Here is a 24434-nt window from a genome sequence, read left to right as displayed (position 1 = left end):
TCCGCGCGCCGCGGGTACGGTGGAACGCGTCCCCTCCAGGAAGGCAGGAACGCCATGACCTCAGTTGTGATCGTCGGCGGCGGCCTGGCGGGAGCCAAGACCGCCGAGGCATTGCGTCAACAGGATTTCGACGGTGACGTGGTGCTGATCGGGGCGGAGAACCGGCTCCCCTACGAGCGGCCACCGCTGTCCAAAGACTTCCTCGCCGGCACCAAGAAGCCCGACGAGTTCACCGTGCACGACGCCGACTGGTATCGCGACAACAAGATAGACCTGCGCCCGGGTACCACCGTCGAACGCATCGACGCCGCGGCGAAAACCGTTGCGCTGCCCGATGGATCGACCCTCGGTTACGACAAGCTGGTGCTTGCCACCGGGTCGTCCTCACGACATCTGGATCTCCCCGGCGCCGACGCCGCCCACGTGCACTATCTGCGCACGCTCGACGACGCACATGCCTTGGATGACGACGTCGGGCCGGGCCGTCGGCTGGCGATCATCGGTGGCGGCTGGATCGGGCTGGAGGTGGCTGCCTCGGCACGCGGACGCGGCGCGGAGGTCACCGTGCTGGAGGCCGGCGAACTGCCGCTGCTGCGGGTGCTGGGCGCGCAGGTGGCCGAGGTGTTCGCGGGCCTACATCGTGAACACGGTGTCGACATACGCACCAACGCGCAGGTCGAGGAGATCCTCGTCGACGCGGGGGTGGCGACCGGCATCCGGCTCGGCGACGGCGCCACCATCGACGCCGACGCCGTGCTCGTCGCCGCCGGTGCGGTCCCGGCACTCGGTCCGGCCCGATCGGCGGGACTCGACATCGACGGCGGCGGAGTCCTCGTCGACGCCGGGCTGCGCAGCAGCGATCCCGACATCTTCGTCGTCGGCGACATCGTGAACGCGGCGCACCCGATTCTGAAGCGGCGGGTACGCACCGAGCACTGGGCCAACGCACTCAATCAGCCGGCCGTTGCGGCCGCGAATGTGCTTGGCGGAGCAGAGCAATACACCAATCTGCCGTACTTCTTCACCGACCAGTTCGACCTCGGCATGGAGTACACCGGGCTGGCCGGCCCCGACGACGAGGTCGTGCTGCGTGGTGATGTCGCCGGTCGCGAATTCGTCGCCTACTGGGTCGGCGAGGACGGTCGCGTGCTGGCCGGGATGCAGGTCAACATCTGGGATCAGCTCGACAACATCAAGGCGCTGATCACCGCCGGTGATCCCGTGCCACCCGAACGGTAGGCATTCCAAGCGGTTTCCGAGAGAGATGTCTACCGCTGTGCGCCGATCCGGAGCGCCTCGACCGGGCTGACCGCCACCGCCCGACGGCTCGGCGGCAGGGCGGCGACGAGCGCGAGGCCGACGGTCCCGACGACGATCGCTACCAGGGCTGGCCAGGGCAGTCCGATCGGCACGCCCGACGTCAACGCCCCGACCAGGGACTGGCTGCCGAGGGTCCCGAACAGTATCCCGAGGAGCAGGCCGGTGGCGACCGCGGTACCCGACATGGCCAGTGATTCGCGGAAGATCATCGAACGTACCTGCCGCGCAGTGAATCCCATGGTGCGCAGCATGCCGATCTCCGCGGTCCGGCCGATCACGGTGAGCGACATCGTCGAGACGAAGCCGACGGCGGAGACGACCACCGAGATCGCGACCACGGCAAGGAGAATCGCGGTCATCACGGCCAGGGTTTCTCGGGTGGCAGCGGCGTTTGCGGGGGTCAGGTCCCACTCGTCGACCGATCGTGACACCGAGGTCATGCCGGATGCGATGGTGGTGACGAGGGTGACGCCGATCAGCAGGCCCAGCACCGAGCGGGTGGTGCGGTGTGGATCGCCGACCGCGTTCTTGCGTGCGACCGCCGACGCCGCGCTGCCGCCGAGCAGGCGCCCGCCCAGCCGCACCAGGGTCGGCACGATCAGTTGGGCGCCGACCAGTGCGCCCACGGAAACCGTTGCGGCGCCGAGAAATGCGACGACGAAGCCGATCAGGTTCCCATGTTCGCCCAAGACAGCAGCCAGGGCGAGCAGTGCGCCGCCGGCGAGAGCTGCCACGACCGCGAAGACACGTCGCCCGGCGCCGACCCGACCGAGCACCGGCGCCGCGGCGAACCCGGCGAGCGTGGCGCGGGTTCCGGCGCGGGCGGCGATGGCGCCGGTCACCACCACGGCGGCAACCGCCACGAGGACTCCGGGTGGCAACATCCGGTAGCCGCCGTGCGCCAGCGTGCCGTTGTGTACCAGAATGATTCGGGTGATGTCGCCGCCGATCGTGCCGAGCACCGCACCGCCGACGGCACCGAGGGCCGCGACGAGCACGACGGCGCGGGTGATGCTCGCGCGCAGTTGTGCCGAGGTCGCGCCGACGAGCCGCAACAACCGTAGCCGGTTGCGGCGTCCGGCGATGACGGTGCCGACGCCATTGCTGATGACGATCCCCGACACGAACAGGGCGATAAGGATGAAGACGTCGGCGACGACGTCGAGCAGCCTTCCCGGCGACCCGCCCTTGTGGACGGCGTACACCGACAGCATGTCCGATGCGGTCATCAGGGCGGCGCCGTACGCGGCCGAGAGCGCCGAAACCACCCCGACGGTGGCCAATTCGCGCAGTGAGCCGATGGTCAGCCGCGTGGCGGTGGCCCTCATGCCGGCGTCTCCTGCAGGTCGATGAGGAGCCGGGAGATCTCGCGCGGATCCAGACCCCGATATTCGCCGACGATCCGGCCGTCGGCGAGCAGGACGATCCGGTCGGCGTGCGACGCGGCGACCGGATCATGGGTGACCATCGCGATGCCCTGCCCGTACTCGCGGGCTGCCGCGGTCAACAGCGCCAACACCTCTCGCCCGGTACGGGTGTCGAGGGCCCCGGTAGGTTCGTCGGCGAGGATGATCGTCGGATGCGGGGCGAGTGCACGCGCGATCGCGACGCGCTGCTGCTGTCCGCCGGACAGTTCCGCGGGCAGATGGCCGAGCCGGTCACCGAGCCCGAGCGTGGTGATGAGGTGGGCGATCCAGGCCTGCTGTCGGTCATCGGGGCGGATGCCGGCGAGCACGAACGGCAGCCGGATGTTCTCGTCGGCGGTCAACGTGGGGATCAGGTTGAACGACTGGAAGACGAACCCGATGTTGTTGCGGCGCAGCAATGTGCGCGCGGTGTCGTCGAGGCCGGCGAGCGGGGTACCGCCCAGCCAGATCTGACCCGAGCTGATCTCGTCGAGTCCGGCGATGGCGTTCATCAGGGTCGACTTGCCGGACCCGGACGGACCCATGATCGCGGTGAACTCGCCGCGGTACAGGTTCAGGGTCACGTTGCGCAGGGCGTGTACGCGGGCGGCGTCGGCGCCGTAGGTCAGTGACACGTCATGCAGGACGACGGCAGGTGCGGGAGGGGGCGTCATGGTTGCGACGCTACGGGCGGCGACGGCGCCGGTCGTCGGTCGCGGTGACCGACTTCGGTCCGTCCCGAGGTGCAGGCCACTACATCCGTGGATGTACCGGGCCGGGCCGGATTCGGTCAGACCAGTCCGTGGTCGTAGGCGTAGACGACCAGCTGAACCCGGTCGCGCAGCGCCAGTTTGGTGAGAATCCGGGAGATGTGGGTCTTGACGGTGGCCTCCGACAGCACCTCGGCGGCGGCGATCTCGGCATTCGACAGTCCGCGTGCGGCGCGCAGGAGGATCTCGCGTTCACGTGGGGTCAGCTGTTGATATTCGGGCCCGGGTTCGCCGGCCCGGGGCCGATGTGTCTCGAAGAGCCGCCGGGTCGCCGACGCGGCGACCACCTGGCTGCCGTCGCACACCGCGCGGATCGCGGCGAGCAGGAACTCTGGCTGCGCATCCTTGAGGACGAAGCCGCTCGCACCGGCGGCGATCGCCGACGCGGCCGCCTCGTCGGTGTCGAAGGTGGTCAACACCAACACCTTCGGTGCCGCGTCACCGAGTTCGGCGAGCAGGTCACCGGTGGCCGTGATGCCGTCGATGCCCGGCATCCGCACGTCCATCAGGACGATGTCGGGCCGGGTGGTGGCCGCGACTCCGGCCAGTCCGATCGCCGAGGATTCCTGGGCCACCACGATCATGTCGGACTGGCTCTCGACGATCATCGCGATACCACCACGGAACAACGGCTGATCGTCGACGAGCGCGATGCGGATCATCGGGTGCGCACCTCCTGGGCTGCGGGAACGTCCAATTCGACCAGCCAGCCGCCGTCGCTGTCGCCGGTGCTGCGGAGCCGTCCGCCGACCTGCGCGGCACGTTCGGCGAGGCCGGCCAGTCCGTGTCCGGCACCGCCAGGAGCCAACGGGTTGTCCGACAAGGCATTCCACACGGAGATCCGGCATCCCGTGGTCCAGTCCAGCCGGACGACGACGGGACGGGCGAGATCACCGTACTTGAGGGCGTTGGTCAACGCCTCGCCCAGCACCTGGTCGGCGACACGCGCGATCAGGGGATCGGCGTCAGCCGCACTGCCGGTCTCGCGGCTGTCGATGGTCATCCCGGCGCCGCGCATCCGCTCGAAGATGCCGGCCCGATCCGACCGCGACACCGACGACGCGTCCTCGCTGCGCAACTGCTCGAGAAGGGTGCGGACGTCGCCGAGCGCCTCACGTGCGGTGCCGGCGATGACACCCAACGCATCCCGTGCGGCCGCCGGGTCGGCGTCCATACGCAGCCGGGCGCCCTCGGCCTGCGCGACGACCACGGTCAGCGAGTGCGCCACCACGTCGTGCATGTCGCGCGCGAGCCGGGTGCGTTCGGTCTGTTCGTCGTACAGGTCGAGCAGGCGTCGCCGTTCGAGCTCGGCGACGGTCTCGGCCACCGCCACCTGAGCGACGATGCGCCGCTGGTGGCGGATGAAGCCGAAGGCCCAGCCGCCGATGACCACGACCGCGGCGCCGGCGAATCCGAAGACGGCAATGGCGATCGGCTTTCCGGCCGCGTCGGCATATGCGCGTGGGAACTCCCAGCCGGCGAGCACACTCCCGACGACGGCCACCGCCAGGGAGCCGAACCGCACGCGCCGATCGGGATGCCCGCCGACGGTGGCGAACAGCGGAAAGTATGCCAGTGCGGCCAGCACCGCGACCTGGTCGGCGGCGACCTGCACGACGGCCGAGGCCAGCGTGAGCGCGATCATCGCGCTGGGTGCCACCCGCCGCAGGGCGAGTGCGAGGGTCACCAGGACCGCGGCGGCGGTCGCCGCGCCGGACTGGACGAGGTGGACCGGGATGGCGACGGCGCCGAAGACGACCGCGGCGCCGACGTCGACGAGAAGTCCCCGCCGCGTCAGGGTGCCGGTGCGGAGCCGATCGCGCATGCGACGATGATCGCATGCTGCCAGGTGTTCACGAACGAACCGCCCGATCGGTGACGCGATGAATCTCGACGCCGCGGTCGTCCTGTTCGTCGCGGGACTGATCTTTCTGCTCGCACTCGTACTGGGGGTGTGGAAGTACCGCCAGATGATGACCGCACCGGATCATCTCGCGCATCCGTACGTCGACATCGCCCACCGCGCCGCCCTGATGTACTCGTTCGCGACGGCTCTGCTGGCGGCGCTCGTGCAGTTCAGTGCGTGGCCGGCGTGGCTGAACCTCGTGGCCGCCGGAGTCCCGATCGTGTTCTTCGTCGGAGCCATCCTCACCTACATCGAACACGGATTCCGCCGCGACACCACCAACCAGTTCGCCCATCCGACGTCCGGGCTACGCACCTCGATGATCGCTCTCATCGTGGGCGAGATCGGCGGAACCGCAGTGCTTCTCGTCGGTTTCGCGGTGGGCGCATTCACCTGAGCGATATCCGCGACTACGGCGCGACCGAGAGCCAGTCGGCGAAGCCGGACGGATCGTGGCGGCCGAGCGCACCGTGTTCGAACAGTCCCCATCCCTCGCGGGTGGTGCCGTCGGCTTCTCGCAGAACCGCCCGGCCGACGTGATCGATCACCCCGAACGGGATACGGCCGGCGACAGCGGGATCGGCGAGATCGTAGGTGCGTCGCTCGGTGAAGTCCGCGCCCTTCCACAGTCCGTGCGTCCAGTCGGGATCGCCGCCATAGCCACCGCCCACGTGGATCGGTGCGGCCAGCAGCGAGCTGACGTCGAGATGTAGTGGGCCGCCGGTGGCGTCGGTCATGTCGATGGACGCGCCGGTGGGAATCCGGGTGCCCGACCGGTAGTCCACCGCGATGCGTGGCCAGCCCAGCTGCTCCACGCGACCGTCCTTCCAGACGCGGCTGCAATCGTTGAGGGAGCGGAACCCGTCCGGGGCCTCCTGCACGATGAGCACGAGTTGGAAATCGTCGAACGCCATCGGGATGTAGGTCCACCACATTCCCTCGAATGGCGGATCGGCCGGCCGCCCCGCGGGTTCCGGCTCGCCGACCGGTCGGATACCCCACGAGCGGTCCCGCGACCCGATCCAGGTTGCGGGATCGACGGCGATCTCCTCGCCGTCGATCACCAGATGTCCCTGCCAACTGCCGAGCTGCGCAAAACGCTGGGCGTCCAATGTGATCCGCTGCCCGGTGCGCATCACATGCGGCATCTCCTGCAGCGCGTCGAACAGTCCGGTGAAACTCAGGTCGGCGGCGACACCGTCGATCTCGTCCAATGTGATCCGGAGTGAGCGCAGTGGTTCGCTCACCTCGACCCGGTAGCCACCGACATGCTGGTGGAGCCGATCGTTGTCGATGGCATCCGACAGATGGACCGCGGTGTGTGTGGTGCCGCCGCGGTTGACGAGGACGAACGCATCCTTGACCCCGAGGTTGGGGTAGTAGCCGATGCCGGTGATGACGAAGATCTCGCCGGTGCGGTCGTGGGCGTTGAAATACGATCGGTCGTAGAAGTTGCGGTCGGAGGTGCCCGGCCACGCGATGGGCGCGGCGGTCTGGTGGACCGGGAATTCGTCTGTGGGGCCGAGCATTACGGTCCTTCCGTGAGGAGTCGTTCGAGGAGTGTGCGGTGATAGAACAGCTCGGCGTCGACGTCGGCGGGCCGGGGGATCTCGCCGAAGTGCACGCGACGGGCGCCGGCGCGCATGAAGACGCAGCACCAGACGACGCCCGCGAACACCGAGAACCAGCGCAGGTCACCGAGTTCGACGCCGGTCAGTTCGCGATAGGTGGCGCGCACGTCGTCCTCGCGCAGGAACTCGGGCATCCCCGGCAGTCCGGCCAATCCGCACAGCTCCTGAAAGACCTGATGCGCGAAGATCATCCACGAGACGTCGAGTTCTCGCGGGCCGATGGTCGCCATCTCCCAGTCGAGGATCGCCGCGGGCATGAAATCTTGATAGATCACGTTGCCGATCCGGGCGTCACCCCAGGTCAGCACCGACTCGCCGGCCGCCGCCTCGGTCGGAAAATTCTCGTCCAGCCAGCGCAGCGCATGATCGACCAGCGGCGAGGAGCCGATCGCGGCCGCCGACGACCGGTACCACTGCGACAGCCACGCGAGCTGACTGCGTAGATCGGAGTCGCCGGCCGGCCGGCCCTCCCGGAGGTATCCGAACGTGCCCGGGGCGTCGGGGATCGCGTGCAGACGTGCGACGAGTTCGATGCTGGAATCCTGCAGGGCGCGTTGCTGTTCGGGACTCGCGTCGAAGAGCCAGTTGTCGCCGAAGGTGTAGGGCATGACGTCGGGTGGGACGAGACCCTCGACGCGATCCATGAGGAAGAACGGGGATCCGAGGACGCTGCCGGTCGGTTCGAGCCACCGCACCCGCGGGATCGGTAGCCCGGTGGCCTGCGCCGCGGTGCGCATCGTCTTGTATTGATGGTCGAGGCGGTAGGTGTCGAAGACGGGGATGTCCTCGGGCCGGGGGGCCATGCGCATGGCCCACCGCTCGTCGGCCGGCGCTCGGCCGTCGGCCCAGTTCGCGTCGACCATGATCGTTTCCGACGACATCCCGTTGGCGTCGATACCGGCGTCGATCCGCAATCCGGGGCGGCCGCGGGAATTGTCCTCGTGTGCCGTGATCCAGTCCGCGAGAACCGTTGGGACCGTGGATGTGTCGCGCGCCGATCGCTGTAGTGGATCGACGTGGGCCTCGACCACCGGGGTGGTGGGACCGGTGGGGCGATCGTCGGTGGGTGCAGTCTCGACCATGGGCGGCCTCTCCGTTATTACGCTACGCTCAGTAGCGTTATGACAGCAGACGATCTGCCCGCCCGCAGCAGAATCCGAAAAACCGTGGGACGGCCGCGCGACGGCGGCATCGACACCGCAGTGATCGGTGCGGTCCGCGCATTGTTGGTGGAGGCCGGATATGCCGGAGTGACGGTCGCATCGGTGGCGCAGCGGGCCGGCACCACCAAGACGGCGATCTATCGGCGCTGGGAATCCAAACCCCATCTGATCCACGACGCCACCTTCGGCCGCTTCACCACCCTGGTGCCGCAGACCGGACCGCTCGCGGCGGACCTCGCCCAGATGGTCGACGAGGTGTGCGAGGTCTTCGGCAGTCCGGTCACCCGGGCCGCGCTACCGGGCCTGATCGCCGACATGGCCGCCGACCCGGTCGTGCACCAGCGGGTGCTCGACGGCTTCGCGAACGTCTTCGGCGGCGTGGCGCAGCGCCTCGAAGCGGCCCGGACCCGCGGCGAGATCCGAGATGGCGTCGACCCGGCCATCCTGATCGAAATGCTGGGCGGTGCAGCGATTTTGCACACGCTCACCTACGGCCGGCTCGACGACGGTTGGGGCGCGCGCATCCTCGCGCTGCTCGAGGCTGCCGTCGTCGGTGACGTGCGCCGGGCCTGACGGCCGGGTCAGCGTTTGGGCGTGGGGGCAGTGGGAGTGGGAGAAGCGATGCGCTGGGCCCACTTGTACAACCCGACGACTATCAGGACGAAGAACACGATGCCCAGCCACTGGGCGTAGTCGGCGAAGCCGTCGCCGACGACGGCGAGCGCGCTGTCGTTGCCGGTGGCAGCCACGACGGCGGCGAAGACAACGCCGAACAGGCTCTCCCCGACGATGAGGCCGGTGGCCATGAGGACCCCGATCCGCTTCTTCTGCTCGACGTTGCCGCCCGAGCGGACCGCCCACTTGTTGTAGATCACCCCGGCGATCGCACCGAACGGGATGATCAGGGTCAGCGACATCGGCAGATACATCCCCATCCCGACGGCCAGCGGCGGCAACCGCAACCGGCCGGTGGTCTTGCCGAGTACCTCGTCGACGACGATGACGCCGACGCCGATCAGTGCGCCGATGCCGAGCAGCCCCCAATCCAGGGACCCGCCCAGCACACCTTTGGCCAGGGTGGAGAGCAGTTGGGCCTGCGGCGCCGACAGCGCGTCGCTCCCCGCGCCGGGGGTGCCGGCAAAACCGAAGGAGGAGTTCATCAGACCGAGGATCGGCGGGATGATCGCCGACCCGAACAGCACGCCGATGATGAGCGCGACCTGCTGCTTCCACGGGGTGGCGCCGACCAGTTGACCGGTCTTGAGGTCTTGGAGGTTGTCGTTGGAGATGGTGGCGACGCCGAAGACGATCGCCGTTGCGAAAAGGGTGTAGGCGATCAGCGCGTCGGTCTGATCGCCGGTGGCCGTGCCGTAGACGACCTTGATGACCACCGCGGCGATGATCACGGCCAGCACACCGACACCAGAGATGGGGCTGTTCGACGATCCGATCAGCCCGGCCATGTAGCCGCAGACGGCGGCGATCACCAATCCGATGACGACGACGAAGACGATCGTCACGGTGATGATGCCGCCCGCCGAGCCGGCGAGCGGCGTCGCAGAGGACCCGGACGCGGCCGTCTCGACGAAGTCCCAGAGCAGCAATCCGATCGGGATGAGCAGCGCGATGACAGCGGCGCCCACGTAGGCGATCGGGATATCGCGTTCGGTGATGTCGACGGTGACGCCCGCCCGTCGCGAGCGCGCCGAGGTGAGTGCGCCGGAGATTCCGGTGATGACCGGCCGCAGGATCTTGACGAGGGTCCACACGGCGGCGATCGCGATGGTGCCCGCGCCGATGAGCCGGACGTCCGAGGAGAAGACGGTGTCGATCACATCACCGATCGCCCCGGTGGATGCGGTGAAATCGCCCCACGAATAGATCGGCATGAGGACCAGGTAGGAGATGACGAGTCCCACGAGCATCGCGATGCCGACGGTGAGTCCGACGAGGTGCCCGACGCCGATGAGGGCCAGCGACAGGCTCGCACCGAACAAACTGCCGCCACTGCCGATCCGGTACACCGCCGTGACCGCGTCGGTGAAGATGCGCATCTTGGTCAGCAGTGCGAAGAGCGCGGCACCGACCGAACCGATGATGATCGCGAGCAGGCCCGCGCGGTTGCCCTCCGCGCCTTCCGAGGTCTCGCCGACCTTCAGGACCTCCGCTGCCGCAACACCTTCCGGGTAAGGCAGATCCGATCCGGTGACCAGGGCGCGGCGCAACGGGATGGAATACATCACGCCGAGGATGCCGCCGACCGCACACACCCCGACGGTGATCCAGTACGGGAAGCCGCTCCACCAGCCGATCATCACCAGGCCCGGGAGCACGAAGATGATCGCCGAGAGTGTGCCCGCCGCCGAGGCGATGGTCTGCACGATGTTGTTCTCGATGATCGAATGGTTGGCGAAGAACCGCAGGATCGCCATCGAGATGACCGCGGCCGGGATCGCAGTCGCGAACGTCAAACCCACCTTGAGGCCCAGATATACATTCGCCGCGGTGAACACCAAGGTGATCGCGCCGCCGAGAATGATGCCGCGCACCGTCAATTCGCGCAGGCCGGGGGACGGCGGTAACGGCGTCACAGTAGGAGAATCGGACATGTCGGTCTCTCCTTTGGTCGATGGTCTCCACACCATAAAGCGTTACTGCGGCTCTTCGGTGGGCCTGCGTGATTGTGGCGGCGCGTCGGAGCGCCGGGAGGCGCGACGGTCGCGGTGCGGTCTCCTACGGTGGGGACATGCCCAGAACCATCGCCACGGCCACCGACGTCGAGAAGGCCCAGCTGATCGAATTCCTCCGCCCCCGGCACCGGATGCTGCTGCTGACCACGAAATCCTCGGGTGCTCCGCAGCTCTCGCCGGTCACCGGCGGCGTCGACGAGGCCGGGCGCATCGTGATCGCCACCTATCCCGGGCGTGCGAAGACCATCAACGCCAAGCGCCGACCGCAGGTCGGTGTCTGCGTGGTGTCCGACGAGTGGAATGGACCGTGGGTGCAGGTCGACGGGACCGCCGAGGTCTTCGACATGCCCGACGCCGAAGACGGCCTGGTCGACTACTTCCGGGCGATCTCCGGTGAGCACCCCGATTGGCAGGAATACCGCGAGGCTATGGCGCTGCAGAACAAGTCGCTGATCCGCATCACGCCCTCAGCGTGGGGCCCGGTCGCCACCGGTGGCTTCCCGGCCGATGTCGCCGCGACTCTCGACGCGCGGGACAACTGATCCTCGTGTCGCCTCCGGCGGCAGCAATCCCATCGCCTTGGACGACCGTGGGGTGACATTGCCGAGGAACACCGCGAGATAGAGCCACCACACGGCGACCGGGACGAGGACCGTCAGGGCCTGCGCCCAATCGCCGCCGACGTAATTGTCGACGACGGCCGAGAGTGCCCCGGCGACGACGGCTGCGGCCGGCGCATGGATCCCGATCTGGACGGCCGACGACCATCCGCCCAGTGAGCAGACGACGAGGACGGCGGTGAGGACGGCCGCGACCGCACCGGTGTAGGTGAGTCCGGTCGATGGCGTCGGATCGTCCCAGAACGCCAGGACGATGATTGCGGCGACGAACGCGATGGCGACGGCCGTGGCTGCGGTCGCATGCGGCGCTATCCGAGCCCACACGGAATGGCCGTGCCCGGTGTCCCGCCGTGTGGGAACGACTTTGGTGCACGCGAGTGCGAGCGTGAGTGCGACACCGACGACCAGTGCGAAACAGATGAGCATCGGCTCGATCTGGAATCTCGTGAGCAGCCGCGCATGCGTCAGGATGGTCGCGATCGCGCCGGCGGCCACGCAGACGCCGCCGAAACCGGCCGCCGCGCGGCAGCGTCGAGACGAGCGGTCCCCGGCGGCGTCGACGTGGGCACTCCAGTCGGGCAGTTGCGCCGGCCGGGGCCCCGTCTCCTGCTGCGCCGCCGCCACCGCATCGCAGAACCGGCGTTTGAAGGCCCGCCACTTCGACCGGGCGGCCCAGGCACGGATGAGCAACACCACGCCGAGCGCCATCGTGATTCCGGCAAACGTATACCAAGGAACCGGGCCGGTACCCGAATCTCCGGGTAGCACAAGCGATGCCAGCAACGTCGCGGCCAATGCGGTCAGCAGCCGCACCGGGTCGGCGATCAGGCCGAGCAGGACCGGGATGACCCGCAAGAGCGCAACGCCGACGATGAGCGCCGACTTCTTGACCGGGCTCGGATGAATCGACGCCGGCTGCAACGCCCGTACGACCAGGCTCGACGTCCGCGACACCAAGCCCACCCGGTACGACGGGCCGAGTGCGGTGAGCGCGCCGAGGCCGTGAACGGGGACGGCGTGTGCGTCGGCGTCCTCGTCGGCGATGAGCTGTTGAAGTCCGCGGATCTTCTCCGCGATCTGCTCGGCGGGTACGTCGGCGGCATCGGCTCGGGATTCCCGATCGCTGAGCAACTTCACGATTCCCGACGCGGCATCCATCCGCCCCCAGCGCCAGTCGCTGGCCCGCCAACGCCAGTCCAGGAAGCCGCCGAAACGCGCCAGCGGTGTTCCGCAGAGCTTGTCCTCGGCACGGCCGAGCCGCTCGACACGAGACATCCACGCCGACAACTGGTCCGGGTCGATCAGGTCGATGGCTGTGTCGTGCGTGAGCCAGTCCTGCAGCTGTGTGGCGATGGCCGTGTCGCGGAGTTCGGCGGTGTAGCCGTCGCCGATGGCGGGCGATTCGTCGCCGGTGATCTGGTAGAAGCGGATGTTCGACTGGCTACCGGGAACGCCGGAGGCCGTGACAAGGCGCACGATGTCGTAGGCAGAATGAGAGGCGGACTGCGAAAGATGCTGGTGCAGACCGAAGTAGAGTGACTGGTTCCAGGCCTGCTGATCCCCCTCGGGGCAGGAGCCCGGTGTCTGCCGGGCGGCGACGAGGCATGTGAGGTGCTCGTCGAGATGGGTCCAGATCGCGGGCAACAGTCCGATGGTGCGGTCCCCGGTTTCTGCTCCGACCCCGTCGCCGGCTGTCTCACCGACCGCGGACGCGGTTGCCCGGCCCGGTGAGAGAGTCTCGTAGAATTGTGCGTCGTCGAGCGAATTACCCACTGCCAGCGACTGATTCACGCAATCGGTGATCCGCAACTGCCACTGCGCGGCAGTGCCGTCGACGAGAGCGGTGGCCCAGTCCTCGGGCCGCCCGGCGGCCGAATCCTCGGGCCGCCCGGCGGCCGCGGCGAGTCCGGTGTCGACGGTCAGGTGCCGGGCCTGCAGAAGTACTGCGCCGCAGCGATATAGGCAGCGCTTGACCTCGCCGAGGGTGGTGACGCCCGCGGCTTCGAGGGTTCGGGTCCACGAGATGAGGAACTGCGTCGCGTCGAGTGCGGCGGTCGCATCGCCACACGTCATGGCTGCCTGCGCGAGCATCTCCGGCGACCCGTCGGCGACCGGCGCCGACCCGGGTGGCCGGGGGGTGATAGCCCGGTACGCCTGATCGATGGCGGCCTTGATGCCGATACTGACGAGCGGCTCGACCGGTGTGTGTGGCTGCGCGCCGAACGGCGGATTGAAGAGCATGGTGTGCGGGGCGGTCAGGACCTGGCCGAAATGCTCTGCGTCGCTGCCGGTTCGGCACTGGATGTACCGGTCGATGCCGACGCAGGGGAGGGCGGCGGCACTGCTCAACCATGCGGCCAGCGCGTCGGCGCGCCCGCGGAGTTCGAGGACGCTCTCGTTGTGCGCGCGGATGATGGCGATCTCGTCCTCGGCGGATTCCTCGCGGCGCTTCATCGCCATGCCGGTCCGGATGACGTTGGTCCACCGCGTGAGCTGCGCGGTCTGCTTGGTCAGTTTCCGCGCTTTGGCGCGCTCGTCGCTCGGTTGCCGGGGAATGGGGTCCGGTTGTGCCGGTGGTTGCGGGTCGAGGTAGACCAAGACGCGTTCGGTCGGTTGGGAGGCGGGGGCGCGCTGGATGGCGCGGATCGCGCGGTCGATGGGGATGTTGTCGAAGACCCCGCCGTCGATGACGAGAAACGGGTCACCGCAGGTGGTTTCGGTGCCGCGCGCGAATGGGAACACCCGGTGCATGTCGGGATGCGTGTCCGTTGACGGTGATGCTGGGTCGGCGCACGAGTACACCGTCGACGGCTCGAAGGCACCGGGAAACGAGGACGTCGACCGGATCGCGAGCGCCATCCGGGCGCGGGCGGTCCTTCCGGGGCCGTCGTGGTCGCCGCGCCCGGGGATGGTGGTGTAGGCCGACCGCAGACCACCCGGACGACGGCTGAAGGAGAAGCCGCCCTGTGCGGTGGTGACCTGCTTGTCCGGATCGGGCAGGAGCGTGGCCGCCAGCTCGACGCTCAACGACTGGGGCGGGCTGCCCGGGGAGGTCCGGTCGCTCGCGGCGATCTCGTCGACGGCGTTGCGGGCCAATGTGAGGAACCGTCCGTCCCCGGAGAGCACGGAGTCGACAGCGCTGAACCCGGACCGCTGATGGTCATCGGATTCGTGGTCGGGATCGGGGGTGCGCAGCAGATCCCAGAGACCGCCGTCGCGCTCCCAGGTGGTGCGCACGATCGAGTCGGTGACCACGCCGTAGCTCTGCGCCAGAGCGAACAGAACCGCGTTGAGTCCGCCCGCGCTCGCGCCGGCCAGGATGTCGAACTCGACGTCGCTGTACTCGGTCCCGGCGAGCAGCTCCCGGTAGATCGCGGCCCGTCGAGAATCGCTGTCGCCGGGGTCGGCGTTGCCGGGGTCGGTGGCGCCGAGATCTGCTGCACGGCGCAGCAGGTCGAGCTCCGCGATCACCCCGCCGATCCATACAGCCATGCTGACCCCGCCGCGCATCGCCAGGGCGACGCGCAGCGTGCGTTTGGGTGCTTGGTTGCCGCTGACATCGGGGGCCATCGTCGCCGTCTTCCGGCCGTGGTCGTCGCCACATGCGACGACGCTGCGTGCTCATTGAAGCGCAGTTCGGACGTATCGGTCACCCGATGGCGCCCGGACGTCTGCGAATCGATATACAAGCGAACGCCTGGCCCCGGAATCCGGGGCCAGGCGTCGGGATGGGGAGTGTCAGGCGTTGGCGGTCGTGCGACCGAACTCGGTGACGAGCGCGGAGTTGAACGCCGCCAGATCGTCGGGCTTGCGGCTGCTGACGAGGACGTTGGGGCCCCCGCGGCACACGATGACCTCCTGATCGACCCACTTGGCCCCGGCGTTGGTGAGGTCGGTCTTCAGGCTCGGCCACGACGTGATCGTGCGCCCGCGGACGACGTCGGCCTCGACGAGAGTCCACGGCCCGTGACAGATCACGGCCACCGGCTTGCCCGCGTCGAAGAAGCCCTTGGCGAAGTCGACCGCGGATTCGACGGTCCGCAGATAGTCCGGGTTGGCCACCCCGCCGGGCAACACCAGCGCATCGAAGTCATCGGGAGTCACGGTGTCGGTGGTGGCGTCGACGTCGAAGGTGTCGGCTTTGTCGAGATGATTGTAGGCCTGCACCTTGCCGCTCTGCGTGGACACGAGCCGCGGGGTGCCGCCCACCTCCTCGACGGCGCGCCACGGTTCGGTGAGCTCCACCTGCTCGATTCCCTCGGGCGCAACGAGAAAAGCGACGGTGATTCCGTTGAGTTCGTCAGCCATGGTTGATATTCCTTTCAGGTCGGTGCTCGCCCCCCGGACCGTCGGGTACCCCGCCGGCCACGTCGGCAAACCGGCCGGCCGTAGCCGGCCCCGCTTGTACGGTTGGGACCATGACCAACATCTCGGATGTGGCGATCATCGGTGCGGGCATCGTCGGACTGTCCGCCGCGCACGCACTGCTGGCCCGTGGCGCATCGGTCACCGTGTACGAGTCGGGGCGGCCCGGCCTGGGGCAGTCCGCCGGGCAGTCGCGGATCTTCCGGCACGCACACGACGATCCGCGCCTGGTGGGCCTGGCCGTGCGGGCACGCCGGCAATGGCGGGAGTGGGAGGACGCGTGGGGTGTGCGCCTGGTCAGCGAGGACGGTGGGCTGGCGCTCGGACCGAGCGCGGTCCGGCGCCTCGCCCACCTGGAAGATCACCCCGAGATCGGGGCACGGCTCGTCGACGGTGACGAATTGCGTTCGCTGCTACCGATTCTCGCGCCCTACGACGGTGGGGCGGTCTTCGATCCAAGCGGCGGATCGATCGCCACCCGCACGGCGATCGAACAACTCGCCGGCGTGGTCGGGGACCGGTTGGTCGACGAACAGGTCATCACGGTGCGCGATCACGCTGGTGGCGTCGAGGTACGCACGCCGACAACGGTATCCACGCACGGAGCGCTGGTGGTGTGCGCCGGACGCGGAACCGCCGCCCTCGCCCGCGCGCTGTCGGTGGCCATTCCAGTAGAACTCGGAGCGCACGTGCGTGTGTCGTACGCACTGCGCGAGGCTCCCGAGCGGCTGCCCACCCTGCAGGACAGCAGCGGATTCTTCGGCACCGCAGGCGTTTACGCGGCTGCCTATCCGGATCGGTCCGCATTCGGGCTGGGTCTGTCGGATTCGGTGAGCGCGCACGACGACGGTGCGATCGACGACGTCGATGCGCTGGCCGCCTCTGCCACCAATGCCGACGCCTATGTGTCCCGGGCACTGCCGGGTCTCGCGCAGGACCCGATCGGGATCGTCCACTGCTGGGTCACCCAATTGCCCTGGGGCGAGGATGGGGTCGCGATCTGGCAGTCCGGGAACTCCTACCTGCTGGCCGGCCACAACCTGTTCAAGCATGCGCCGGTACTGGGCGAGACCCTCGCGGATTGCGTTGCGGCCGGGGCTGTTCCGGAACCGTTCCGGCCCGCCGACCGCCTGGGTCGCGACGGCTGACGACTGCGGCGTAACGTCTCGAAACTATCCACGATGTGTGGTGACGAAATCGGTTGCGGCGGTGGCTGCGTACTGGGCCGCGGCACGCAGGTCGACGCCGGTGGCGAGGTGGGCCGCCAAGGTGCCGGCGAAGACATCTCCGGCACCGGTGGTGTCGGTGGCGTGGACGCGCCGGACGTCGATTCGCGTCACGCTCGCGTCATCCGAGACGAGAACGCCGGCACCGCCCAGGGTCACGACGACGGACCGGCATCGGGTGCCGAGGTCCGCCGCCGAGGAGTCAGGTGTTCCGGCGGCGGGATCGTCGGACCCGCCGCCGTAGTACGCGGCCTCGACCTCGTTGACCACCAGCGGGTCGGCGACCGCGAGGATCGAGTCATCCAGCGGTGCAATCGGACTGGGGTTGAGTACCAGGCGTGTGTCGTGCGCACGGCACCACTGCGCGGTCGCCCGGGTCACCGCGATCGGCGACTCCAGTTGGGTCACCACCACAGCAGGACAGAGCGCATCGAGAGACGAGATCACGTGCTCGGCGGTCAGCTCCGCATTCGCACCGGACAGCACGACGATGCGGTTGGTGCCCTCGGCGTCGACCTCGATGACCGCGCGGCCGCTGAGCCCCGGAACCTGGCGGACGCCTTCGACGTTCACTCCCGCGGCGCGCTGATCATCGAGCATCGCGGTGCCGGCCGAATCCTCGCCGACCGCCCCGATCAGCGCGGTGGGTGCTACCGCCGCGGCCGCCGCGGCCTGATTGGCGCCCTTGCCGCCCGACCGCTCGGACTGGCCCACGCCCAGCACGGTCTCACCATCTGCCGGGAGGCGATCGACACGCACCACCTGATCGAGGTTGAGGGTGCCGACGACGGCAACCCGTTCCGCACGATGCGATGAGGTCACCGGGGTGATTATGCCCGCAACCGAATATGGAATGCGGCTATGGCGACGGCCGAGACGATTATCGTCTCGGCCGTCGCCATAGCTGCCAGTTATATTCGCCGCGGCGGCCTCGCGTAGATTTGCGGCTCATGTCGAACACTTCTGTCCGGCCACGAACGGAATCGGTGTCACGGGTCGACGGCGCCCGGCTGGTGCTGCGCCTGGCACGCGGGCATCAGGTGAGCCCGGATGCCCAGACGCCGCACACTGTGATCCACTCCGGCCCGCACCGCGAATTGCGCCGCTACGGGACCGATGAGGACCTCGCGACGGCGCGCGCCGCCGGCCGGCCGCCGGTGCTCCTGGTTCCGCCGCTGGCGGTGTCGGCGCGCTGCTACGACCTCGGTCCCGGCCAGTCGGTGGTCGCCGGCCTCCTCGCGTCCGGCCGGGTGCCGTATGTGGTGGACTTCGGTGAGGTCACCCGCGCCGACAAGGACATGGGTTTCGGCGACTACTTCGACGACATCGTCCCGCAGGCGATAGGCCGGGTCGTCGGGGATTTCTACGGCGACGCCCACCATGGCGAGAGCACGGAAGGGGTCGGCGACGCACCGGTCGACGTGGTCGCGTGGAGTCTCGGCGGAACCATCGCCCTGTTGACCGCTGCCGCCCATCCCGACCTGCCGATCCGGTCGATCACCGCGATCGGCACACCCCTCGACTACGACGCCCTCCCGCTGTATCCGCTGGTCAAGAAGGTGATGAAGCCACTGGGCGGCACACCGGTCACCGCCGCGATCCGTGCCCTCGGCGGTATCCCCGCGCCGCTGGTCCGCATCGCGTACCGGGGCACCGCGTGGCAGCGTGAACTGAAGAAGCCGGGCTACATCATGCGCAACGCGCACGACACCGAGGCGCTCGCGCGAATGCAGGTCATCGACCGATTCCAGAACAGCATGCCGGGCTACGCCGGCGAGGTGTCGCGGCAGATGTGGGAGAACTTCGTCTACCGCGGCGAGCTCGCCACGGGCGTGGTGGACTTCGACGGACGCAGCGTCGATCTGACCGCGATCGGCGTGCCGATCCAGCTCTTCGGCAGTCACCGCGACGCGATCACGAGTTGGCAGGCCGCGCGGCACGGGGTCGAGCTGTTCGCCGACTCGCCGCACGTGCACTTCACCACCGTCGAGACCAGTCACCTCGGTCTGATCGCCGGCGACGTCGCGGCGCACGAGACGTGGCCGCGGGTCGACGAGTTCCTCGACTCCCTCGACGGCTGATCGGCCGGACGCCCACGGCGTCGGACGTCAACCGGGGCGTCAACCGCGCACGAAGGACTCCACCCACTGGTGCACCAATGGCGTGCGGCTGAACGGTCACGTTCACACCGGCATGGCGCAACGCTGCGCGGCAGGCGTCGAATGCCGGGTGTATCAAGGCGGCTTCGGTGGGCGCGTCGGCGACGACGTTGATGTCCATGGGCTCGCCGTCATTCGTCGGCCGCCCGGCCGGTGCGTGTTTCGCGTTGAGCACCGAATCCGGCCAGATGTCGGAGATCTGGCCGGGACGTGCGGAGATGGTCGTCTGGATGAACGTCAGACCGTTCGCGCAGACCACTCGGACGTGCGTTCTGGTGTCGCCTGGGCAAGTGCAGCGCGGGTGGCATCGGCATCGAAGTCTTTGCCGTACACCGGGGTTCCTGGCTGTTGCCGCCACGATTCGTCGATCGAACCGGCGTCGACGGGGTCGAATCCGAGCTCATCAACGATCGCGTGCACCCGTTCGCGGCCGGGACCGTCGGCGCCGGCGATCGGAAGTGCGATCCGGCCGGGAGAGCCGGCGGGAGTTCCGCTCTCGAGGAGATGCTTCCAATAGATGCCGTTGAACACCTTGTAGACCGGGGCCCCGATCAGTTCGGCAACCCAGGCACTTTCGGGCAGGCCGTCCTCGATGGCCGCGATCTCGCCGTCACGCTGCTGCGGATAGTAGTTGTTCGTCTCGATCACTGGTGCGCCCGGAGCGCGGCCATCGACGATTCCGTCGCCGAGGTCCGGAACGTTCTTCTGCGGAATGCTCACGATGACCAGGTCGGCGTCACGCGCGGCGTCCTTGGCCCACACCGCAGTCGCGCCGGTCTCGGCCGCCAGACCGGCGAGAGTTTCCGGAGAACGTGAATTGGACACCGCCACGTCATGCCCGAGTTCGCGAAGCCGACGAGTCAGCGTCCCGCCGATGTGACCTGCTCCGATGATTCCGATTCGCATCCGATGCCTCCTGTGCCGTGGTCACACCGTGGCCGCGGTTGCGTTGTTGGGTGTTCGGTGCCCGTCAACGCCGCGCATGGCGAGGCCTATTCCGGCCTCATCATCTCGCCCGCCGCCCGAGTCATCCGCGCCCGCAATGGGCAACCGCATCGGATATGCGCGTCCGGCGGGTGTCGCACGCGGTATTAGGCTGACGCCCATGCCCATTGATCGCACTGTGCCCGCTGTCGTCGTCGGTCTGATCGGGGGCTATGGCAGCTTTCGCGTCTCGGGTCGGCGCGAACTCGGGGGCGCGGTCCTCACCGCCGCCGGCGTGTACTCGACCCGGCAATGGGCTGCTTCCCGCGGTCCCGCCGTGGCCGCCGGACTCCTCGGCACCTATCTCGCCGCGTTCGGGATCTCGCACCCGCTGGCCAAGAAGATGGGCGGATGGCCATCGGTGGTCGCGGTGACCGCCGTGACCGGCGCGGTGACCCTGGCTGCGACGTCGGCGACACCGCCGACACGCTGACGCGCGCTCGCCGCGCTGTCGTTTCTGCCACAATCGGCGTCATGGATGCGTCCGAAACCGGCCGGGATAACCGGCCGCACGTGGTCATCATCGGTGCCGGCTTCGGCGGCATGCATGCGGCGCGTCGTCTGCGGCACGCGGACGCGAAGGTGACGGTCATCGACCGCGGGACGAGTCATCTGTTCCAGCCGCTGCTGTACCAGTGCGCCACCGGCCTGTTGTCGGAAGGCTCGATCAGCAGCCCGATCCGGCATCTGCTGCGCCGCCAGGACAACGCCGACGTGTGCTGCGCCGAGGCCACCGACATCGACCCGACGGCCCGGAAGGTGACGGTCACCCGCCTGGACTCGACGGTGACGGAGATCGACTACGACTACCTCGTCGTCGCGGTCGGGATGCGCACCTCCTATCACGGCAACGAGAACCTGACCGAGCACACCGTCGGGATGAAGACCCTCGACGATGCGCTGGCGATCCGGCGCAAGGTGATGGCCGCATTCGAGATGGCCGAAACCCTGCCCGACGCCGAGCAACGGCGCCCGTGGTTGAGCTTCGCGGTGGCCGGAGGCGGCCCCACTGGCGTCGAATTGGCCGGTCAGATCCGCGAATTGGCGCATCATGCGCTCGAGCGGGAGTTCCGCAGCATCGATCCCGACGAGGCGCGGGTGATGCTGTTCCAAGGTGACGACCGCGTACTGCCGTCGTTCAGTCCGTCGCTGTCGAAGAAGGCACTGCGGACGCTGCACCGCCTCGGGGTCGAGACGTATTTCGGGGTGCACGTCACCGACGTCTCCGAAGACACCGTCGAGATCACGGACAAGAAGTCCGGTCATGTGCGCAGGTTCCCGGCGCGGACCACGTTGTGGACCACCGGTGTGGAGGCCGTTCCGTTCGCGGGAGCGCTCGCCAAGGCACTCGACGTGAAACAGGATCGCGGCGGCACCATCCCGGTCGGCGACGACCTGTCGGTTCCCGGACATCCCGAGATCTTCGTCGTCGGTGACATCAGCTCGTACAAGAAGTTGCCGGGGGTCGCGGAGGTCGCGATGCAAGGTGGCCGTCATGCCGGTGAGGTGATCGCCGGGTTGATCGAGGGCAGCACCGAACGACCCGCCTTCCGCTACCGCGATTTCGGCAGTGCCGCATACATCTCCCGAAAGAACGCCATCCTCGAGACCGGGCCGCTGCGACTGTCGGGACGGTTGGGCTGGTTCGCGTGGGGCGCCATCCACATCGCTTTCCTCGCCGGGGTCCGCAACCGGACCGGCACGCTGGTGACCTGGGCGGCAACGCTTCTGACCGACACCCGCCGAGAGCGTGCGATCACCTACGGGGATCCGCAGACCGCGCGCCAGTCGTACTGACCGGACTCCTCAGGCGGGCCGTGGCCTCAGAGCCAGTCGCGACGTCGGAACATCACGTACAGGGCGACGATGGCGACCACGATCACCGTGCTGCTGATGGCGAAGCCGACCGTGGTCTGGAAGAACGGGAACTGCAGGTTCTGTCCGTAGAAGCCGGTGATGGCGGTGGGCACGGCGATGATCGCGGCCCAACCGGTGAGCTTTTTCATCACGGTGTTGAGGCGCGCGTCGGCCAGCGACAAGTTGGTCTCGAACACCGTGGTCAGCATGTCCCGCAACGATTCGGTCCATTCGGCGGCGCGCAGCGCGTGGTCGTAGAGGTCGGAGAAGTGCGGGTCGAGCTCGGGCGGGGCCTCGTTCTCGTAGCGGCGCCGTTGGATCCCGGCGATCACCTCACGCATCGGGACGACGACCCGCCGCAGCAGCACCAGATCCTTGCGGAGGTCATAGGCCTTGCGCTGCAACGTTCGTCCGCTGACCGACTCGTCGAACAGCAGCTCCTCGAGATCCTCGATGTCGGTGTCGAGGCGCTGCACCGCGTCGAAGTGACCATCGACCACCACGTCGAGCAGACCGTGCAGCAACGCGCCGATCCCGTATTGCTCGCCGCCGATCTCCGCCCACCGGTCGACCACCTGGTCGATGTCGAATCCCGGTGTCAAGCGGACCGTGATCAGCGCGTTCTTCTTGACGAAAATCGAAATTCGATGGAGCACAAACGATTTGGCTTTGTGGGAAAACGGCGAGTGCTGATCGAGGCGTTCGTTGTCGTGAGGGGCGGTGTCGGAGTCCGGGCCGGAATCCCGGGCTCCGGCGGGCAGTGTCCCGCCGGCATCCGCGTCGGAGCCGGCCCCGGTCTTCGTGGGGGTGATCGCGTAGACCGTCATGAAGTTGTAGTCGCGGTAGTTGACGGTCTTCACGCGTTCGGCCGCGCCGATGGTGTCCTCGATGGCGAAGCTGTCGAGATCGAGTTCCTCGGCGAGTGCGGCCAGATCCTCGTGCGCCGGGCAGTCGAGGTCGGCCCAGATCAAGGTGTCGGGACTGTCGAGATGGTCGGAGATGCTCTCGAGCGAGAAGCCGTCGACCTTGTGCCCGTCTTTCCAGATCTGCCCGCGGACGACCTCGCCGTGCCCGGACCAGGGTGTGCCCGCCATGGCTTCATCGTGCCACCTGTCCGGACTCCGACGGCAGCGCGACTGGCAGGATCGGTCCATGGCGTCCCGAGTCCCCTCGCTCACCGGTGTGCGCGCGGTGGCCGCGCTCTCGGTGTGCCTGACCCACGCCGCATTCTGGACCGGCCGCTACACCGACGACTACGGTGGCCGGCTCTTCGCGAGGTTCGAGGTCGGGGTCGCCATCTTCTTTGTGCTCTCCGGGTTTCTGCTGTTCTCACCGTGGGTGCGCGCAGCGCAGCGTGGGTCAGGGCGAACGGCAGATGCCGGGGAAGGCTCGACGACGCTGCCGATCGGCCGGTACTTCTGGCACCGTGCGCGCCGCGTTCTGCCTGTCTACTGGATCACCGTCATCGGCGTGTACCTGCTCTACGCGATCGCCCCGCCGGCCGGAGAGGTGTCGCCGACCGGGACCGGGTGGTCGGGGTTCTGGCGCAACATGACGCTGACGCAGGTGTACGGGCTGGGACACCTGCACTCGGGGCTGACCCAGATGTGGAGCCTGGCCGCCGAGGCGGTGTTCTACCTGGTGCTGCCGCTGATCGCCTGGATCGTGGTCGTCGGGGTGGCCAGATTCGGTGGTCGCGCCGGCGGCTGGCGACCCGACCTGATCATTGCGGCACTGGTCCCGTTGCTGCTGATCAGCCCCGTCTGGTCGGTGATCGTCGCGGGCAGCGCCGGGGTCGATCCGACGGCCCGGCTCTGGGCGCCCGCCTTCTTCGGATGGTTCGTCGGCGGAATGCTGCTCGCCGCCTGCGCCCCGGTGATCCGGCGCTGGAACGCCACGACCTGGGTGCTCACGGCGGTGGTGGCGTTCGTCGTCGCCGGTGGCGCGCTCGCCGGGGAACCGACGATCACCCCGACCACCGCGTCGGCGACGATCGTCAAACACGTGCTGTATCTGGTGATCGCGGTCGGTGTGGTCGGCCCGCTGACCGGCGCCGACCAGAGCTCGTGGTGGGCGCGGCTGTGCGGCAGCCGGCCGATGGTCTTCGTCGGCGAGATCTCCTATGAACTGTTTTGCGTGCACGTCGTCGTTCTGGAGGTGGTGATGGCGGTTCTCGGTTACCGCGTCTTCACCGGCAACGTCGTCATCGCGTTCGTCCTGACCGCAGCCGTCAGCGTCGTCTTGGCGTGGGCGCTACACCGCGTGACCTCGCCGCTGTGGCGTGCGCGGGCACCCGGGACGGTCGGTTCCCGCAGGTAGCATGGATGCGGCACCCCG

General features: G+C 68.4%; 21 protein-coding genes. 9 read left to right on the top strand and 12 right to left on the bottom strand.

Features of this window, described 5'->3' with window-relative positions:
• Positions 1-54 precede the first annotated feature (54 nt).
• Complete coding sequence (locus ACLQ3C_RS16365) at positions 55-1239, top strand: NAD(P)/FAD-dependent oxidoreductase (protein ID WP_425706138.1); 1185 nt, start codon at positions 55-57, stop codon at positions 1237-1239.
• Between the two features lie 29 nt (positions 1240-1268).
• On the opposite strand, the gene ACLQ3C_RS16360 is transcribed toward ACLQ3C_RS16365, so the two are convergent.
• The 4 genes from ACLQ3C_RS16360 to ACLQ3C_RS16345 all read right to left on the bottom strand — a co-directional run bounded on the left by ACLQ3C_RS16360 (position 1269) and on the right by ACLQ3C_RS16345 (position 5321).
• Positions 1269-2648, bottom strand: a complete 1380-nt coding sequence (locus ACLQ3C_RS16360) for an ABC transporter permease (protein ID WP_425706137.1) — start codon at positions 2646-2648, stop codon at positions 1269-1271.
• Entirely contained in the window at positions 2645-3400 is a 756-nt protein-coding gene (locus ACLQ3C_RS16355) for an ABC transporter ATP-binding protein (RefSeq protein WP_425706136.1), read from the bottom strand. The genes ACLQ3C_RS16360 and ACLQ3C_RS16355 overlap by 4 nt, the downstream gene beginning before the upstream one ends.
• 116 nt (positions 3401-3516) lie before the next feature.
• On the bottom strand, positions 3517-4158 hold the full coding sequence (locus ACLQ3C_RS16350) for a response regulator (protein WP_425706135.1): 642 nt from the start codon (positions 4156-4158) through the stop codon (positions 3517-3519).
• On the bottom strand, positions 4155-5321 hold the full coding sequence (locus ACLQ3C_RS16345; protein WP_425706134.1) for a sensor histidine kinase: 1167 nt from the start codon (positions 5319-5321) through the stop codon (positions 4155-4157). The genes ACLQ3C_RS16350 and ACLQ3C_RS16345 overlap by 4 nt, the downstream gene beginning before the upstream one ends.
• A gap of 58 nt (positions 5322-5379) precedes the next feature.
• Between ACLQ3C_RS16345 and ACLQ3C_RS16340 the strand changes: the two genes are divergently transcribed.
• Complete coding sequence (locus ACLQ3C_RS16340) at positions 5380-5799, top strand: hypothetical protein (protein WP_425706133.1); 420 nt, start codon at positions 5380-5382, stop codon at positions 5797-5799.
• 13 nt (positions 5800-5812) lie between these two features.
• Here ACLQ3C_RS16340 and ACLQ3C_RS16335 read toward each other — a convergent pair whose 3' ends face one another.
• Positions 5813-6931 carry a hypothetical protein gene (locus ACLQ3C_RS16335; RefSeq protein ID WP_425706132.1) on the bottom strand — a complete coding sequence of 373 codons (1119 nt, stop codon included), beginning with the start codon at positions 6929-6931 and terminating at the stop codon, positions 5813-5815.
• On the bottom strand, positions 6931-8115 hold the full coding sequence (locus tag ACLQ3C_RS16330; RefSeq protein ID WP_425706131.1) for a phosphotransferase family protein: 1185 nt from the start codon (positions 8113-8115) through the stop codon (positions 6931-6933). The genes ACLQ3C_RS16335 and ACLQ3C_RS16330 overlap by 1 nt, the downstream gene beginning before the upstream one ends.
• A 39-nt stretch (positions 8116-8154) precedes the next feature.
• Between ACLQ3C_RS16330 and ACLQ3C_RS16325 the strand changes: the two genes are divergently transcribed.
• On the top strand, positions 8155-8769 hold the full coding sequence (locus ACLQ3C_RS16325) for a TetR/AcrR family transcriptional regulator (RefSeq protein ID WP_425706130.1): 615 nt from the start codon (positions 8155-8157) through the stop codon (positions 8767-8769).
• A gap of 8 nt (positions 8770-8777) precedes the next feature.
• On the opposite strand, the gene ACLQ3C_RS16320 is transcribed toward ACLQ3C_RS16325, so the two are convergent.
• The gene (locus ACLQ3C_RS16320; RefSeq protein WP_425706129.1) at positions 8778-10805 is read right to left on the bottom strand and encodes an OPT family oligopeptide transporter; all 2028 of its coding nucleotides are present in this window, start codon (positions 10803-10805) and stop codon (positions 8778-8780) included.
• Positions 10806-10942: 137 nt separating this feature from the next.
• Here ACLQ3C_RS16320 and ACLQ3C_RS16315 point away from each other — a divergent pair, with 137 nt between their 5' ends.
• Positions 10943-11428 (top strand): PPOX class F420-dependent oxidoreductase, encoded by a 486-nt coding sequence (locus ACLQ3C_RS16315; protein WP_425706128.1) that lies wholly within the window; start codon positions 10943-10945, stop codon positions 11426-11428.
• On the opposite strand, the gene ACLQ3C_RS16310 is transcribed toward ACLQ3C_RS16315, so the two are convergent.
• Together ACLQ3C_RS16310 and ACLQ3C_RS16305 are read right to left on the bottom strand one after the other, a co-directional pair.
• The gene (locus tag ACLQ3C_RS16310) at positions 11354-15076 is read right to left on the bottom strand and encodes a DUF3376 domain-containing protein (RefSeq protein WP_425706127.1); all 3723 of its coding nucleotides are present in this window, start codon (positions 15074-15076) and stop codon (positions 11354-11356) included. The genes ACLQ3C_RS16315 and ACLQ3C_RS16310 overlap by 75 nt on opposite strands.
• A gap of 168 nt (positions 15077-15244) precedes the next feature.
• Positions 15245-15814 carry a type 1 glutamine amidotransferase domain-containing protein gene (locus ACLQ3C_RS16305; RefSeq protein WP_425706126.1) on the bottom strand — a complete coding sequence of 190 codons (570 nt, stop codon included), beginning with the start codon at positions 15812-15814 and terminating at the stop codon, positions 15245-15247.
• Positions 15815-15924: 110 nt separating this feature from the next.
• Between ACLQ3C_RS16305 and ACLQ3C_RS16300 the strand changes: the two genes are divergently transcribed.
• The gene (locus tag ACLQ3C_RS16300; protein ID WP_425706125.1) at positions 15925-17019 is read left to right on the top strand and encodes an NAD(P)/FAD-dependent oxidoreductase; all 1095 of its coding nucleotides are present in this window, start codon (positions 15925-15927) and stop codon (positions 17017-17019) included.
• Positions 17020-17043: 24 nt separating this feature from the next.
• On the opposite strand, the gene ACLQ3C_RS16295 is transcribed toward ACLQ3C_RS16300, so the two are convergent.
• A complete protein-coding gene (locus ACLQ3C_RS16295) occupies positions 17044-17919 on the bottom strand; it encodes a ribokinase (RefSeq protein ID WP_425706124.1) in 876 nt (291 codons plus the stop codon).
• Positions 17920-18083: 164 nt separating this feature from the next.
• On the opposite strand from ACLQ3C_RS16295, the gene ACLQ3C_RS16290 reads away from it, so the two are divergent.
• Positions 18084-19178, top strand: coding sequence for an alpha/beta hydrolase (locus tag ACLQ3C_RS16290; RefSeq protein WP_425706160.1), 1095 nt, complete (start codon positions 18084-18086; stop codon positions 19176-19178).
• A 315-nt stretch (positions 19179-19493) separates the two neighbouring features.
• Here the strand turns inward: ACLQ3C_RS16290 and ACLQ3C_RS16285 are convergent, their stop codons facing one another.
• Complete coding sequence (locus ACLQ3C_RS16285; RefSeq protein ID WP_425706123.1) at positions 19494-20162, bottom strand: NADPH-dependent F420 reductase; 669 nt, start codon at positions 20160-20162, stop codon at positions 19494-19496.
• 199 nt (positions 20163-20361) lie between these two features.
• On the opposite strand from ACLQ3C_RS16285, the gene ACLQ3C_RS16280 reads away from it, so the two are divergent.
• Positions 20362-20673 (top strand): hypothetical protein, encoded by a 312-nt coding sequence (locus ACLQ3C_RS16280; RefSeq protein WP_425706122.1) that lies wholly within the window; start codon positions 20362-20364, stop codon positions 20671-20673.
• Between the two features lie 41 nt (positions 20674-20714).
• Complete coding sequence (locus ACLQ3C_RS16275; RefSeq protein WP_425706121.1) at positions 20715-22037, top strand: NAD(P)/FAD-dependent oxidoreductase; 1323 nt, start codon at positions 20715-20717, stop codon at positions 22035-22037.
• A 26-nt stretch (positions 22038-22063) separates the two neighbouring features.
• Here ACLQ3C_RS16275 and ACLQ3C_RS16270 read toward each other — a convergent pair whose 3' ends face one another.
• On the bottom strand, positions 22064-23191 hold the full coding sequence (locus ACLQ3C_RS16270; RefSeq protein WP_425706120.1) for a magnesium transporter CorA family protein: 1128 nt from the start codon (positions 23189-23191) through the stop codon (positions 22064-22066).
• Positions 23192-23249: 58 nt separating this feature from the next.
• Between ACLQ3C_RS16270 and ACLQ3C_RS16265 the strand changes: the two genes are divergently transcribed.
• The gene (locus tag ACLQ3C_RS16265; protein ID WP_425706119.1) at positions 23250-24416 is read left to right on the top strand and encodes an acyltransferase family protein; all 1167 of its coding nucleotides are present in this window, start codon (positions 23250-23252) and stop codon (positions 24414-24416) included.
• Positions 24417-24434 lie beyond the last annotated feature (18 nt).

Source organism: Gordonia sp. DT30, from assembly GCF_049844915.1.
Classification (GTDB): domain Bacteria; phylum Actinomycetota; class Actinomycetes; order Mycobacteriales; family Mycobacteriaceae; genus Gordonia.
Note: the sequence above shows the minus strand (reverse complement) of the source record. Positions and strands in the feature narration are given on the sequence as shown.

Excerpts from the sequence above, each read along its gene's own strand:
- ACLQ3C_RS16365 (WP_425706138.1), top strand. The coding sequence starts at position 55 with ATGACCTCAGTTGTGATCGTCGGCGGCGGCCTGGCGGGAGCCAAGACC.
- ACLQ3C_RS16360 (WP_425706137.1), bottom strand. The coding sequence starts at position 2,648 with ATGAGGGCCACCGCCACGCGGCTGACCATCGGCTCACTGCGCGAATTG.
- ACLQ3C_RS16355 (WP_425706136.1), bottom strand. The coding sequence starts at position 3,400 with ATGACGCCCCCTCCCGCACCTGCCGTCGTCCTGCATGACGTGTCACTG.
- ACLQ3C_RS16350 (WP_425706135.1), bottom strand. The coding sequence starts at position 4,158 with ATGATCCGCATCGCGCTCGTCGACGATCAGCCGTTGTTCCGTGGTGGT.
- ACLQ3C_RS16345 (WP_425706134.1), bottom strand. The coding sequence starts at position 5,321 with ATGCGCGATCGGCTCCGCACCGGCACCCTGACGCGGCGGGGACTTCTC.
- ACLQ3C_RS16340 (WP_425706133.1), top strand. The coding sequence starts at position 5,380 with ATGAATCTCGACGCCGCGGTCGTCCTGTTCGTCGCGGGACTGATCTTT.
- ACLQ3C_RS16335 (WP_425706132.1), bottom strand. The coding sequence starts at position 6,931 with ATGCTCGGCCCCACAGACGAATTCCCGGTCCACCAGACCGCCGCGCCC.
- ACLQ3C_RS16330 (WP_425706131.1), bottom strand. The coding sequence starts at position 8,115 with ATGGTCGAGACTGCACCCACCGACGATCGCCCCACCGGTCCCACCACC.
- ACLQ3C_RS16325 (WP_425706130.1), top strand. The coding sequence starts at position 8,155 with ATGACAGCAGACGATCTGCCCGCCCGCAGCAGAATCCGAAAAACCGTG.
- ACLQ3C_RS16320 (WP_425706129.1), bottom strand. The coding sequence starts at position 10,805 with ATGTCCGATTCTCCTACTGTGACGCCGTTACCGCCGTCCCCCGGCCTG.
- ACLQ3C_RS16315 (WP_425706128.1), top strand. The coding sequence starts at position 10,943 with ATGCCCAGAACCATCGCCACGGCCACCGACGTCGAGAAGGCCCAGCTG.
- ACLQ3C_RS16310 (WP_425706127.1), bottom strand. The coding sequence starts at position 15,076 with ATGGCCCCCGATGTCAGCGGCAACCAAGCACCCAAACGCACGCTGCGC.
- ACLQ3C_RS16305 (WP_425706126.1), bottom strand. The coding sequence starts at position 15,814 with ATGGCTGACGAACTCAACGGAATCACCGTCGCTTTTCTCGTTGCGCCC.
- ACLQ3C_RS16300 (WP_425706125.1), top strand. The coding sequence starts at position 15,925 with ATGACCAACATCTCGGATGTGGCGATCATCGGTGCGGGCATCGTCGGA.
- ACLQ3C_RS16285 (WP_425706123.1), bottom strand. The coding sequence starts at position 20,162 with ATGCGAATCGGAATCATCGGAGCAGGTCACATCGGCGGGACGCTGACT.
- ACLQ3C_RS16280 (WP_425706122.1), top strand. The coding sequence starts at position 20,362 with ATGCCCATTGATCGCACTGTGCCCGCTGTCGTCGTCGGTCTGATCGGG.
- ACLQ3C_RS16275 (WP_425706121.1), top strand. The coding sequence starts at position 20,715 with ATGGATGCGTCCGAAACCGGCCGGGATAACCGGCCGCACGTGGTCATC.
- ACLQ3C_RS16270 (WP_425706120.1), bottom strand. The coding sequence starts at position 23,191 with ATGGCGGGCACACCCTGGTCCGGGCACGGCGAGGTCGTCCGCGGGCAG.
- ACLQ3C_RS16265 (WP_425706119.1), top strand. The coding sequence starts at position 23,250 with ATGGCGTCCCGAGTCCCCTCGCTCACCGGTGTGCGCGCGGTGGCCGCG.